Origin of the sequence: Collinsella sp. CLA-ER-H11 (assembly GCF_040092445.1) — a bacterium.
In the GTDB taxonomy this organism is placed as follows: Bacteria; Actinomycetota; Coriobacteriia; order Coriobacteriales; family Coriobacteriaceae; genus Collinsella.
The window spans coordinates 145,586-158,320 of the sequence record NZ_JBBNLN010000003.1 but is presented as its reverse complement, the minus strand read 5'-3'; the positions used below and the strand labels follow the sequence as shown (position 1 = coordinate 158,320).

General features: G+C 62.7%; 12 protein-coding genes. All 12 read left to right on the top strand.

Annotated elements, in window-relative coordinates; translation table 11 throughout:
• The first annotated feature begins 72 nt into the window (after positions 1–72).
• From AAAX35_RS03450 to AAAX35_RS03395, 12 genes are read left to right on the top strand one after another with little or no spacing between them, the layout of a single operon-like run.
• Positions 73–690 (top strand): 4Fe-4S dicluster domain-containing protein, encoded by a 618-nt coding sequence (locus AAAX35_RS03450; protein WP_022095203.1) that lies wholly within the window; start codon positions 73–75, stop codon positions 688–690.
• Positions 683–2,701 carry a hydrogenase 4 subunit B gene (gene hyfB / locus AAAX35_RS03445; protein WP_349116763.1) on the top strand — a complete coding sequence of 673 codons (2,019 nt, stop codon included), beginning with the start codon at positions 683–685 and terminating at the stop codon, positions 2,699–2,701. Before AAAX35_RS03450 ends, hyfB begins: the two co-directional genes overlap by 8 nt.
• Before the next feature lie 12 nt (positions 2,702–2,713).
• Positions 2,714–3,640 carry an NADH-quinone oxidoreductase subunit H gene (locus AAAX35_RS03440; protein ID WP_349116762.1) on the top strand — a complete coding sequence of 309 codons (927 nt, stop codon included), beginning with the start codon at positions 2,714–2,716 and terminating at the stop codon, positions 3,638–3,640.
• Positions 3,641–3,655: 15 nt separating this feature from the next.
• Positions 3,656–5,113 (top strand): hydrogenase 4 subunit D, encoded by a 1,458-nt coding sequence (locus AAAX35_RS03435; protein WP_138340038.1) that lies wholly within the window; start codon positions 3,656–3,658, stop codon positions 5,111–5,113.
• A gap of 13 nt (positions 5,114–5,126) precedes the next feature.
• On the top strand, positions 5,127–5,780 hold the full coding sequence (hyfE, locus tag AAAX35_RS03430; protein ID WP_022095199.1) for a hydrogenase 4 membrane subunit: 654 nt from the start codon (positions 5,127–5,129) through the stop codon (positions 5,778–5,780).
• 3 nt (positions 5,781–5,783) lie between these two features.
• Entirely contained in the window at positions 5,784–7,343 is a 1,560-nt protein-coding gene (locus AAAX35_RS03425; RefSeq protein WP_055286169.1) for a hydrogenase 4 subunit F, read from the top strand.
• Positions 7,344–7,346: 3 nt separating this feature from the next.
• Positions 7,347–9,119 carry a hydrogenase large subunit gene (locus AAAX35_RS03420; protein WP_349116761.1) on the top strand — a complete coding sequence of 591 codons (1,773 nt, stop codon included), beginning with the start codon at positions 7,347–7,349 and terminating at the stop codon, positions 9,117–9,119.
• Position 9,120: 1 nt separating this feature from the next.
• Positions 9,121–9,837: a formate hydrogenlyase complex iron-sulfur subunit gene (locus AAAX35_RS03415; protein ID WP_349073719.1), complete on the top strand. Its 717-nt coding sequence runs from the start codon at positions 9,121–9,123 to the stop codon at positions 9,835–9,837.
• A 2-nt stretch (positions 9,838–9,839) separates the two neighbouring features.
• A complete protein-coding gene (locus AAAX35_RS03410; protein WP_215693723.1) occupies positions 9,840–10,622 on the top strand; it encodes an NADH-quinone oxidoreductase subunit B family protein in 783 nt (260 codons plus the stop codon).
• Complete coding sequence (locus tag AAAX35_RS03405; protein WP_349116760.1) at positions 10,623–11,204, top strand: formate hydrogenlyase maturation HycH family protein; 582 nt, start codon at positions 10,623–10,625, stop codon at positions 11,202–11,204.
• Positions 11,204–11,707 carry a hydrogenase maturation peptidase HycI gene (gene hycI, locus AAAX35_RS03400; protein ID WP_215693726.1) on the top strand — a complete coding sequence of 168 codons (504 nt, stop codon included), beginning with the start codon at positions 11,204–11,206 and terminating at the stop codon, positions 11,705–11,707. Before AAAX35_RS03405 ends, hycI begins: the two co-directional genes overlap by 1 nt.
• A 39-nt stretch (positions 11,708–11,746) precedes the next feature.
• Positions 11,747–12,586, top strand: coding sequence for a formate/nitrite transporter family protein (locus tag AAAX35_RS03395; RefSeq protein WP_349116759.1), 840 nt, complete (start codon positions 11,747–11,749; stop codon positions 12,584–12,586).
• Positions 12,587–12,735: the final 149 nt, after the last annotated feature.

Sequence of the window (12,735 nt, the reverse complement as noted above, 5' to 3'; positions counted from 1 at the left end):
TCTCGTTGGCTTTTTGGGCCGGGCGTCCCGTACGTTCGGGAGCCCGGCCCGTTATTTTGAAAGGAAGTGGGGATGAACCGCTTCATCGACATCAACCCGGAGAGGTGCATCGGCTGCGGAACATGCCAGTCCGCCTGTGCCGACGCCCACCGGATGCAGGGTCTTCAGGATACGCCGCGCCTGGCGCTCGTGAAGACCGGCGGTATTTCGGCCGCCCTTGCCTGCCACCATTGCGAGGGTGCCCCCTGCGCCGAGGTCTGCCCGGTGAATGCCATCGAGCACGATGGCGATCGCATCCACGTCAAGGAGCAGGAGTGCATCGGGTGCAGGCTGTGCGCCATCGCGTGCCCCTTCGGAGCCATCCATCCCGATGGCACGTCTATCGCCGGTGTCGCAGGCATGTGCGACCCGACGCCTTCGTATCCTAAGTCCCTGAGCAGCCTGCTTACGTGGGCTCCTGGCCAGTACACCTGCGCTGTCAAGTGCGACCTGTGCGCCTTCGATCCGGACGGCCCGCATTGTGTGGCGGCGTGCCCCACCAAGGCGCTGACCGTCATGGGCGGCGCGGCCGATCGCGAGCTCGACGAGGCCAAGCGCCTGCGCTCGATCGAAAACGGTCCGGTCGTCGACGTTACCGCTGTGGCCCAGGGCCTGTCCGAGAAAGCAGAAGGGAGCGTAAACAATGGATAGCATGACGCTGTTTGTCGCATCGCTTGCCGTCTCGTGCATCGGTGCGCTCGCCTCGGTTCTGCTGATCAAAGCCGATAACGCCGCCAAGACCGCCGGCTGCCTTATCGGCGCCGTCGCCGCGGTGCTTTCGTTTGTGGCCGGTATCCAGGCCGTGCTGGGCGATGTCACGTCGGTCGACACCATCGTGTTCTTCCCGTTTGCCCATTTCCAGCTGCTGCTCAATCAGCTGTCCGGCCTGTTCGTGGCGCTCATCTCGGTGCTCGCGTTTGCCGGTTCGATCTACGGTCTCAACTACTTTGATGAGTACCCGGGCAAAAAGGGCCGCGCCGGCTTCTTCTTTAACACCTTTGTGGCGTCCATGATGCTCGTCATCACCGCCGACAACGTGTTTTGGTTCCTGGTTGCCTTTGAGCTCATGTCGCTGACATCGTACTTCCTGGTCGTGATCGAGGAGAACGAGAATTCCATCCATGGCGGTTGGCTCTACTTTGTGATTGCGCATGTGGGCTTTGTGCTCATCATGGCGAGCTTCCTCACCATGACCAACTTCGCCGGTGGCTCGTTTGCCTTTGCGGATTTCCGCGCTACGCAGTTTAGCCCCGCGGTCGCATCCGTGTGCTTTGTGCTCGCCTTCTTTGGCTTTGGTGCCAAGGCCGGTATCATCCCGCTGCACGGCTGGCTGCCCAAGGCGCATCCCGAGGCGCCGTCCAACGTGTCGGCCCTCATGTCCGGCGGCATGATCAAGATCGGTATCTTCGGCATTCTCAAGGTTGGTCTCGACCTGCTCTCCGCCTCGGGCGTTCAGGTCTGGTGGGGCCTTATGGTCATGGTCTTCGGTGCGATCTCGTCGGTTCTCGGCGTGGCCTTCGCCCTGCAGGAGCATGACATCAAGCGCCTGCTGGCCTATCACTCCGTCGAGAACATCGGCATCATTCTGCTCGGCGTCGGCGCCTCCATGGCCGCCATGGCGCTCAACTCGGTCGGCATCGCCGTCCTGGCTCTGATGGCCGCCCTCTACCACACGTTTAACCACGCGATGTTTAAGGGCGAGCTGTTCTTGGGCGCCGGTGCGCTGCTGTACTCCACGGGTACGCGCAATATGGAGAAGATGGGCGGCCTGTTCCGTCGTATGCCGGCAACGGCCATCTGCTTCCTCGTTGGCGCGCTTGCCATTTCGGCCATCCCGCCCTTCAACGGCTTTGTGTCCGAGTGGTTTACCTACCAGTCGTTGTTTAACGCCGCCATGCAGGGCGACAAGGCCGTCATGATCGTGGCCGTGTTCGCTGCCGTCGCACTTGCCATTACCGGCGCGCTGGCTGTCACGTGCTTCGTCAAGGCCTATGGCGTCTCCTTTGCCTCCGCGCCCCGCTCCGAGGCCGCGGCTAATGCCAAGGAGGTTCCCGCCCCCATGGTGTTTGCGCAGGGCCTGCTCGCGGCCATCTGCGTCGTGCTGGGCATTGGCGCTCCCGTGATCGCGCCCGTGCTGGTCGATGTCGCCGCGTCCGTGCTGCATCCGTACGGTGGCGTGTTTGCCGCCGAGGGCATGGAGCTCATGAACCAGTACTCCGGCGCTGCCACCTCCACGCCCGCGATCGCCATTGCGCTCGTGGTGCTCGTCGGCCTTGCCTGCGGTTATCGCAAGCTCAAGACCGTCGGCAAGGTGCAGAAGTCCCAGCCGTGGGCATGTGGCTATGCTCCCAACGAGCATATGCCCGTCGTGGCCACGACCTTTGCCTCCGAGGTGTCCTGGTTTATGCAGCCGCTCTACACGCTGCGTGACCGCTGCACGGCCGTCTGCTGGTCCATCGCGCACTTCTTCCAGAAGCTCACCGGTGTGGCCGAGGCTGTGGAGCCCGTACCCGACAAGGTTCTCGTCGATGCCCCGCATAAGGGTGTCGAGAAGCTCGCCGATCTCGCGACTAAGCTCGAGGGCGGCAACTACAGCATCTATATCTGCTACATCGTCGCGGCACTCGTGGTGTTCCTCGTGCTCGCCGTGCAAATGGGTTAAGGAGGGGAGAGCATGAACAACATCGTACTTGCCGTTCTGCAGGGCGTGGTCGTCATGGCCGTCGCACCGTTCTTCTCCGGTCTCGGCCGCGTGATCCGCGCCAAGATGCACAACCGTCGTGGCCCCGGCATCATGCAGGACTACCGCGACCTGGCCAAGCTCTTTGCGCGCCCCGAGTCCCAGAGCGAGGATGCGAGCTTTGCGCTGCGCATCATGCCGCCGCTGTTCTTCGCCGTCGCCTTTATGCTCGCGATGGGTCTGCCGCTCTTTACGGCACAAAGCCCCATCCCGGTCTTTGGTGACGCCATCACCATCATGTACAGCCTGGCGCTCGCCCGCTTCTTCTTCGCCCTCTGCGGTGTGGATTCGTCCAACGCCTACGCCGGTATCGGCGGCGTCCGCGAGCTGCTCATGAGCGTGCTCATCGAGCCGTCCATGCTGCTGGCGCTGTTTGCCGCCGCCCTGGTTTGCGGTTCCACCGACATCGCCACCATGGGTCAGCACATCATGACGGGCGCCATCGACGCGCCGGTCGCCGTGATCCTCGCCGGCATCGCCTTTGCGATTGCCTGCTACATGGAGCTCGGCAAGCTGCCGTTTGATCAGGCCGAGGCCGAGCAAGAGCTTCAGGAAGGCCCGCTCGCCGAGCTTTCCGGCCCGTCGCTTGCGATGGCCAAGCTCGCCATGTCTATGAAGCAGGTCCTGGTCGTCGCCTGGTTCTGCGCGATCTTCGTCCCCTGGGGCGAGCCCGCAACCGTAGGCGCAGCCGCCGTTCTGGGCGCAGTCATCTTCCTGGTGAAGTGCCTTATCGACTTTGTCGTATGCGGCGTGATCGAGAACTCCTGCTCGCGCTCGCGTTTTAAGGTTCTTGGCAATCAGACCTGGGCCGTCGTGGGCATCGCCGTTCTGGCGTTTGTCTTCGTGGTCGTCGGCGTGTAGGAGAAGGGAGAAACAATGTCATTTGCAGTCAGTCTGTCCCTTCTCGGCTTGGTCGCTATCGCGGCCCCGATGGTGGCCTCGGTGCTCGTCGCCCTGTTCCCCCGTCCGTACGCCAAGTGGTTCAGCGTTTTGGGTGCCGCCGTCTCGACGGTCTGCACCATCGCCCTCGCCGCGAATTTCGCTGGCGCCGGCATGCCCGACACGCAGGTTCCCCTGATCTCGTTTGGGCAGACCCTCGTCATGGGATTCACCTTCGATCGCATGAGCACACTGCTCGCGCCCGCCTTTGTGGGTATCGGCCTGCTTGTCGTGATCTATTCGATTCCCTATATGAGCGAGAATAACCGTGAGCATCCCGACGCACCGCGTCGTCGCTTCTACGCGTACCTCGCGACCTTCATCGGCGCCATGGCCGGCCTTGTGTACAGCTCGACCCTTTTGGGCCAGCTCGTGTTCTTTGAGATCACGGGTGCCTGCTCTTGGGGCCTCATCAGCTACTACATGTCGCCTACGGCCAAGAAGGCCGGCATGAAGGCCCTGATCATTACGCATATCGGTGCGCTCGGCCTGTATCTGGGCGCCGCCATCGTGTTTGCCCACACCGGCACCTTCGCCATCACCGCGATTGCCGGCCTCGACGCCAAGCTCAAGGCTATCGTCCTTTTGCTTGTGCTGTTTGCGGCCTGGGCCAAGTCCGCACAGGTTCCCATGTACATGTGGCTGCCTTCGGCCATGGAGGCGCCGACGCCTGTTTCGGCCTACCTGCATGGCGCCTCGATGGTCAAGGTCGGCGTGTGCGTGTTCGCGCGTGCACTCGTCTCTGCCGGCGAGATTCCCGAGATCGTGGGCTGGGTTGCCATTATCGACGCCATGGTCACCATGCTCTTTGGTTTCCTTATGTACCTGCCGCAAAAGGACATGAAGCGTCTGCTGGCCTTCTCCACGATCGCCCAGCTCTCCTACGTGTTCTTTGGTCTGGGCCTTTCGGTCTTTGGCAGCCAGCTGGCCTTTGACGGTGCCGTGTGCCACATCTTTAACCACGCTTTCGCCAAGACGCTGTTCTTCCTGATCGCTGGTTCGTTCTCCTTTACGCTCGGTACGCGTATGCTGCCCAAGCTTCGCGGCATCGTAAAGAAGTACCCGATCTCGGGCGTGGGCTTTGGTGTCGCCGCGCTCGCCATTGCCGGCGTGCCGCCCATGAACACGTTCTTCTCGAAGTTCCAGATCATCGCCGGCGGCTTTTCTGTGGGTGCCGGCAACGTCGCGATTCTGGTGCTCGTGTGCATCATGGTCGCCGAGACCGTCGCCACCTTTGCCTGGTTCCTCAAGTGGATGGGCTATTGCCTGCCCGGCGAGCCGAGCGAAGAGGTCGCTGCGGGTGCCCCGCTTCCCCGCGCGATGGCGTTCGTGTTCATCGTGCTCATCATCATGGTCATCGTCAGCGGCCCGCTTTCGGCCAGCTGGATCGGTTAGGAGGTAGAACGACATGGGTTATTCGATCGTCAACATCCTTGGCGGCCTTCTGATCGTCACGTCCACCATGGTGGTCGTCTCCAAAAACATCAAACATGCCATCAACTGGTATGCGGTGCAGTCGCTGGTGCTCGTGGGACTGCTCGCTACGCTCGGTGCCACTACCGGTGCGCAGGAGCTGCTTATGTGGGCCGGATCTGCCTTTATCACCAAGGTCGTCCTGGTCCCTTATATCCTCAACCGTGCGTACAAGAAGATGGGTGAGCCGAGCGACGCATCGCTCAAGGCCGGCCTTAAGCCCGCGTGGGCCATTTGCATCATCGCCGTGGAGGTCGCGATTTGCTTTGCCGTCGTGACGCAGATCAGCCTGCCCACGGCCGAGGTCGCAACGCCTGCGCTCGCTATTAGCTTCGCTCACTTCTTTGTGGGCCTCACCTGCATCATCTCGCAGCGCAACATCATGAAGCAGATCTTTGGATACTGCCTTATGGAAAACGGCAGCCATGTGACGCTTGCGCTTTTGGCCCCCACTGCTCCCGAGATCATCGAGATCGGTATCGCCACCGACGCCATCTTTGCCGTCATCATCATGTCCATCGTCGTGCGTCGCATTTGGGACGACTCCCACTCGCTCGATGCGCGCGACCTGTCCGAGCTGAGGGGGTAGTCCATGGAAACGTTGATTCTCGCCCTGCTCGCGACTCCTTTGGTGTTCTCGCTGGTCATGGCGTTTTTGCCCAAGAACACGTCCTATAACGTATTTGCCGGTCTCAACCTGGTCTCCGTCGCAGCCGTACTGGTGCTGTCGATTATGACGGCCGGTGACGTCCTTATGAGCGGCGACACCGCGAGCGCTCTTGGCCTGTGGTTCCACCTCGATTCGCTGGGCGCCATCTTTGTGCTGCTCATCGGCTTTATCGGTTTTCTTACGGGGCTGTTCTCGCTGCCCTATGTAAAGGCCGATATCGAGGAGGGCTCCATGCCCGCCGAGCGCGCCAAGCAGTATTTTGCGCTGTTTAGCCTGTTTGTGTTCACCATGCTGCTCGCGTGCCTGTCCAACAACATGATCCTCACGTGGGCCGCCGTGGAGGCAACCACGCTTTCCACCGTGTTCCTCGTGGGTATCTACAAGAACAAGACGGCCCTCGAGGCTTCTTGGAAGTATGCGATGGTCTGCACCGCCGGCGTGGCCTTTGGCCTGTTCGGTACGCTGCTGATCTACGCCAACGCCGCCGACGTGATTCCCAACGCCCACGAGGCCGCATTCCTGTCGTGCGTGCTGCCGTATGCCGACCAGTTCGACCCGACGCTCATGCGCCTCGCCTTTGCGTTTATCGTGATCGGCTTTGGCACCAAGGCCGGCCTGTTCCCCATGCACACTTGGCTGCCCGATGCCCACTCCCAGGCCCCGAGCCCCGTCTCGGCCCTGCTCTCGGGCGTGCTGCTTAAGTGCGCCATGCTTGTGATCATGCGCTTCTATGGCTTTACTATCCAGGCCGTGGGTGCCGAGTATCCGCAACTTTTGCTGCTGATCGTCGGCACGCTGTCCATTTTGGTGGCGGCACTTTCGATGTTTCGCCAGGACGACCTCAAGCGCCGCTTTGCGTACTCGTCTGTGGAGAACGTGGGCGTTATCGCCCTGTGCCTGGGTATCGGTGGCCCGCTGGGTATCGCCGCGGCGCTGCTGCACTGCGTGTTCCACGGCTTTACCAAGACGCTTGCCTTCTGCGTGTCCGGCAACATCCAGCACGCCTTTGGCACGCGTAGCCTGGCCAAGATCCAGGGCGTCGTCGAGGTTGCCCCCGCAACCGCCGCGCTCGCCGTCCTGGCGCTGCTCGGCCTTGGTGCCTTCCCACCCTTTGGCATGTTTATCTCCGAGTTCCTGACTTTTGTCGCCGGTGTTACCGCCGGTCCCATGTGGCTGGTCGTCGTGGTCGCCCTCGGTCTTACCGTGGCCATCTCCGCGCTCACCCGTATCGCACTCAAGTCGGTATTCGGCCATGCGCCCCAGGGCATGGGCAAGCATGAGGCCCCGGCGCTCATGCTTATCCCCGAAATCATCCTGGCTGTCATGATCTTGTGGTTTGGCATCGCCACCCCGCTGCCCCTCGTGCACGGTGTGGAGACCGCGACCGGCATCGTGCTCGAGCAGAGCACCGAGGAACTTCACGCGACGCCGATGTACCGCGCTGTGTTCGGTACCGAGACCGCTCAGAGCGAGGTGGAGTAACGAATGATTGAAACTGAGAACAAGGTGTATGCCCGCCGCTGCGAGAGCCATGTCGAGGCCCTGCGCCGCGCCGTTTCGGGCTGCATCGAGAAGGTCGAGTGGCAGTGCGAGGACCAGCTGACGATCACCGTCAAGCAGGACAAGCTGCCCGAGGCCGTCCACTACCTGTATTACGAGCGCTACGGCTGGATTCCCGTGATCATCGGCAACGATGAGCGCAGCCTGTGCGGCCGTTACGCCGTATACTACGTCATCTCCATGGAGGGGGAGGATCCCGGCTGGGTGACCGTGCGCACCGAGGTCGATCCCGCCAAGATGACGTTCCCGTCCGTGACGCCGTTCGTCCCCGCCTGCGTGTGGGGCGAGCGCGAGCTGCGCGATATGTTCGGCCTGATTCCCGAGGGTCTGCCCGACCGCCGTCGCCTGGTGCTTCCCGACGATTGGCCCAGCGGGCTGTACCCGTTGCGCAAGGATTCGATGGATTACCGTTTCCGCCCCGCCCCCGCGAGCGACATGGAAAACTACGAATTCTTGGCCGACACCAAGGGCAAGGAGACCACGCTCGTCCCCATGGGACCGTTGCACATCACCTCCGACGAGCCCGGCCACTTCCGCCTGTTCGTTGAGGGCGAGACGATCGTCGATGCTGACTACCGTCTGTTCTACGTGCACCGCGGCATGGAGAAGGTCGCCGAGACGCGCCTGAACTATGACGCCGTGACGTTCCTCGCCGACCGCATCTGCGGCATCTGCGGCTGCGCCCACTCGGTGGCCTATGCCGAGGCCGTCGAGCGCGCCCAGGGCATTCATGTCCCGCCGCGCGCCCAGTACATCCGCGCCATCATGCTCGAGGTCGAGCGTCTGCACTCACACCTGCTCAATATTGGCCTCGCATCGCACTACACCGGCTTCGACTCCGGCTTCCAGCAGTTCTTCCGCGTCCGCGAGAAGTCCATGGACCTGGCCGAGAAGCTCTCCGGTCACCGCAAGACCTACGGCCTCAACGTGATCGGCGGCGTGCGTCGCGACATTTTGGCCGAGCAGAAGCTCTCCACGCTCACGACCATCCACCAGCTGCGCTCCGAGGTTCAGGAGCTCGTCGACGTCTTGCTCTCCACGCCCAACTTCATTGAGCGTACGAGTGGCATCGGCATCTTGGATCGCAAGATCGCACGCGACTTCTCGCCGGTCGGCCCGCTCATGCGTGGCTCGGGCTATGCCCGCGACGTGCGCTTCGACCATCCCTTCGACGGCTACGCCGATCCGGACGTTCAAAAGATGCACGCCGCCACGGCTGACACCTGCGATGCCTTCGGCCGTACCGCCGTTCGCATCCAGGAGGTCTACGATTCGATCGATATGATCGAGACCATGCTCGAGAACTGCCCGTCGGGCCCCATCCTCACCACGGATTGGGAGTACACCCCGCACAAGTACGCCATCGGTGCCACCGAGGCGCCGCGCGGCGAGGACGTGCACTGGGCCATGCTCGGCAATAACCAGAAGTGCTACCGCTGGCGCGCCAAGGCCGCCACGTACAGTAACTGGCCGGTCCTGCGCTACATGTTCCGCGGCAACACCGTGGGCGATGCGGCGCTGATCGTTGGCTCGCTCGACCCGTGCTATTCCTGCACCGACCGCGTGACGGTGACCGATGTCGCCGCCAAGCGCGACCACGTGCTCGACAAGGAGCAGTTCGAGAACGTCTGGCGCGACAAGTCGCCGCTCGCGGGCGAGGGCACCATGGCCGCTCCGCTCGATGAGGAGGCGCTCTAATATGCTGAAGCTTTGGAAGGTTAACGCCAAGGCCGGCGACGCGACGGTCAAGTACCCGTTTGCGCCGTTCCCCACCAACAAGGACATGCGCGGCAAGCCCGAGCACAATGCCGAGCTCTGCATCGCCTGCGGTGCCTGCGGCGTGGCGTGCCCGGCCGATGCCATTCGCATGGACACCGACCTTGCGGCCGATACCATTACCTGGTCAATCGACTACGGCCGCTGCATCTTTTGCGGCCGCTGCGAGGAAGCCTGCCCCATGGAGGCCATCAAGCTCACCGAGGAGTTTGAGCTGGCCGTCATGAGCAAGGACGACCTCACCAGCAAGAGCGTCTATGCGCTCGAGCACTGCTCGCGTTGCGGCAAGCCGTTTGCCCCGCACAAGGAGATCGACTATGCCAAGCGCCTGCTGCAAAAGGCCGGCGGCATGGAGGCCGAGCAGGCCGCCCGCACCGTCGGTATGTGCCAGGAGTGCAAGCGCGAGCTCGACGCCCTGCGCGCCGCATCGGCCGTAAAGACCGGCAACGCACACGGCATGGCTGCCAACGAGACGCTTGCGTCCGGCGAGCCCCAGGGCCCCGGCATGGAGTATCTGGGCGGCCACGGCGTGAACCCGGAGTATATCGACCGCGAGCTTAACCCCGATGCGCCCGAGATTCCCGCCGGTCCGGCGCCGGTCGAGGGCATCATCATGGATTTTGAAACGAAGGAGGAGTAACCATGGCCGAACCCACGCTTTTGCCCGAGCGGCTTCAGTACCGCCCGACCAAGATCGAGCTCGACGAGAGCATCGAGAAGGCCAAGGCGACCCTTCTTAAGAAGATCAAGCGCTCGGTGTACGTCTACCGTGTCGACTGCGGCGGCTGCAACGGCTGCGAGATCGAGATCTTCGGTTCCATCACGCCCGTCTTTGACGTCGAGCGCTTTGGCATCAAGGTCGTGCCCTCGCCCCGTCACGCCGATGTGCTGCTGTACACCGGCGCCGTGACGCGTGCCATGCGCATGCCGGCCCTGCGCGCGTTTGAGGCCGCACCCGATCCCAAGATCGTGGTGTCCTATGGCGCGTGCGGCTGCACCGGCGGCATCTTCTACGACAACTACTGCGTCTGGGGCGGCACGGATAAGATTCTGCCGGTCGATGTCTACATCCCCGGCTGCCCGCCCAGCCCCGCGCAGACCGTCTACGGCTTTGCCATGGCACTTGGCCTGCTGGACCAAAAGCTCCATGCCGAGACTACGGTGGAGGCTGCCGGCGAGCAGGCCGATATCCTGCACCCCGGCGTGCCGTACAAGCTGCGCGTTGCCATCGAGCGCGAGGCTCGCGCCATGAGCGGCTACCGTTACGGCCGCGACCTGGCCAACGAGTTTATGGATACGCTCGAGGACGCGCCCAAGGGTGATATCCGAGGTGCCATGGCGCTGCTCATCGACAAGCAGGACGATCCGCGCCGCGTTGAGGTCTACTCGGCGCTGCAGGATCTGGTGCTGGCCGGAGGTCACTAGATGGAGCTCACGGACCGCTCTGGTTACTTTGCGGGCCCCGGTATGCTCGGCGGCTCCTTTGGCGATGCCTCGCGCGCAAGCGACGAGGCCGCCGAGGGCGTCGCCGACCCCTGCCTGGGCCATGCGCCCGACCAGGTGGTCTTCTATGAGCTCACGCGTAAGTTTGTGGAGACCGGGGAAGACGTTCCCCAGGAGGCCTGCGACGTGCTGTACTACACGCTCGCCGTGGGCCACCACACCGGCGTGCTCGATTGCTTTGAGCCGCGCCTGTCGGTGCCGGTGGATGTCTTCTATTCGCTCGTCGACGCGCTGCCGGAGGGGGAGGCCAAGACCAAGTTCGAGGCCATCCGCTCCTTTGGCGAGTGCCAGCTTGACAAGGCGGCGGTGCCGTCGCTGCTCGAGGCCTGCGACACGCTGCTCGACGAGCGCGGTTTTCGCGGCTCGGCCAAGGCCGGCATCTCGGTGTTCGACGACGACTTTGGCCTGCATGCCCAGCAGGTCGCGTTTCTGATGAAGTTCCGCGATCTGGTTGAGCGCGTGCGCGATGTGTCGGGCGTGTATCTGACGGGAAGGTTGCAGTAATGGGTCGCGTTGTGGATGGTCGTGTGAACGGCGCCCCATTTGCGGGTATCGTGCTCACGGCGGGAAGCGTGCTGCGCGCCGACGATGCCGCCGGCCCCGTGCTCTCCAAAAAGATGGAGGACACGCCTATCGCCGGTTGGTACACCATCGACGGCGGTCAGACGCCCGAGGATGACATCATCGAGGTCAAGCGCGAGCGTCCGCCGCGTTTGGTTTTGGTCGATGCCGCCGACATGGCGCTGCCCGTCGGCGCCATCCGCTTGCTCGATAAGACCGACGTCGCGCGCAAATCGATGTTCACCACGCATTCGCTTCCTTTGTCGATTCTGATCGAAGAGATTGAGCAATCGTGTGATGATATCGTCTTCGTCGGGATTCAGCCGGGCGACACGGAGTTCTACAACCCCATGTCCCCGGAAGTCTTTGAGGCCGTCGACGCCGTGTACGACGCCGTGGCCGCCAACGACTTTTCCCACTTTGTCCGCTTGGGGCAAGAGCAATAGGAGCGCTTGTTCCTGCTGATTAGGAAAGAAGTGATTGACATGGCAGATTCCAAGGTGGAGTACCCCTCTCCCGATTGCCTGGCGCCCGCCGCGATCGAGGCCAAGACCGAGGCCGCCGGCGTGACCAAGGCTAACCTGCCGGTCGCTAAGGCCTTTCTGTTGGCAATGTTCGCCGGCGCGTTTATCGCCTTCGGCGGCCTGTTCTTTACCGTGTTCTTGAGCGACAGCACGCTGGGCTGGGGCGCTCAGCGCGTCGTGGGCGGTCTGTGCTTTTGCCTGGGCCTGGTGCTCGTGCTGGTGTGCGGCGCCGAGCTGTTTACCGGCAATTCGCTTATGGTCTGCGCACTCAAGAGCAAAAAGATCACCCTGGTTCAGATGCTTAAGGCCTGGGTCGTCGTGTGGGTCGGTAACTTTGTCGGTGCCCTGTTCATCGTCTTTTTGGTGTACATGGCCGGCATTTACAAGCTCAACGGCGAGGCGGTCGCCAATTCCATGGTGAGCGTCGCCGCTGGCAAGGTGACGGTCGACTGGGTGACGATCTTCTTCCGCGGCATCCTGTGCAACATCTTTGTGTGCCTGGCCGTGTGGATCGGTACCGCCGGCAAGACCGTGGTCGATAAGGTTGTGGGCATTCTGCTGCCCATCGCCGCCTTTGTGGCCTGCGGTTTTGAGCACTGCGTCGCCAACATGTACTTTTTGCCCATGGGTGCCGTGATGCACGCTTGCGGCTATGGCGTCGACGTCGCCGGCGCCGATGCGCTCAACGCTGCGGGCATTGCGTTTAACCTGTCCGCCGCCACGCTGGGCAACATCGTGGGCGGCGCGGTTCTGGTCGCGCTCGGCTACTGGTTTATCTACGCCAAGAAGTCCGAGGCGTAATAAGCTGGAATGACGTACGGGCCTCCCGAGGGGCGTTTGCCTTTTGGGAGGCTCTTCGTGTCTTGCTGCGGTAGATGCAGCGGGCTTTGCGTCGCGGCAGCTGGTGGCAGGGCTGTGGTGCGGCGGGGCATGAACCCCTGAGCTGGAAG

What these genes read in the sequence shown, in the direction of transcription:
- AAAX35_RS03410 (WP_215693723.1), top strand. Translation starts at nt 9,840, where the DNA reads ATGGCCGAACCCACGCTTTTGCCCGAGCGGCTTCAGTACCGCCCGACC.
- AAAX35_RS03415 (WP_349073719.1), top strand. Translation starts at nt 9,121, where the DNA reads ATGCTGAAGCTTTGGAAGGTTAACGCCAAGGCCGGCGACGCGACGGTC.
- AAAX35_RS03395 (WP_349116759.1), top strand. Translation starts at nt 11,747, where the DNA reads ATGGCAGATTCCAAGGTGGAGTACCCCTCTCCCGATTGCCTGGCGCCC.
- AAAX35_RS03420 (WP_349116761.1), top strand. Translation starts at nt 7,347, where the DNA reads ATGATTGAAACTGAGAACAAGGTGTATGCCCGCCGCTGCGAGAGCCAT.
- AAAX35_RS03435 (WP_138340038.1), top strand. Translation starts at nt 3,656, where the DNA reads ATGTCATTTGCAGTCAGTCTGTCCCTTCTCGGCTTGGTCGCTATCGCG.
- AAAX35_RS03440 (WP_349116762.1), top strand. Translation starts at nt 2,714, where the DNA reads ATGAACAACATCGTACTTGCCGTTCTGCAGGGCGTGGTCGTCATGGCC.
- AAAX35_RS03425 (WP_055286169.1), top strand. Translation starts at nt 5,784, where the DNA reads ATGGAAACGTTGATTCTCGCCCTGCTCGCGACTCCTTTGGTGTTCTCG.
- AAAX35_RS03450 (WP_022095203.1), top strand. Translation starts at nt 73, where the DNA reads ATGAACCGCTTCATCGACATCAACCCGGAGAGGTGCATCGGCTGCGGA.
- hyfE (WP_022095199.1), top strand. Translation starts at nt 5,127, where the DNA reads ATGGGTTATTCGATCGTCAACATCCTTGGCGGCCTTCTGATCGTCACG.
- AAAX35_RS03405 (WP_349116760.1), top strand. Translation starts at nt 10,623, where the DNA reads ATGGAGCTCACGGACCGCTCTGGTTACTTTGCGGGCCCCGGTATGCTC.
- hyfB (WP_349116763.1), top strand. Translation starts at nt 683, where the DNA reads ATGGATAGCATGACGCTGTTTGTCGCATCGCTTGCCGTCTCGTGCATC.
- hycI (WP_215693726.1), top strand. Translation starts at nt 11,204, where the DNA reads ATGGGTCGCGTTGTGGATGGTCGTGTGAACGGCGCCCCATTTGCGGGT.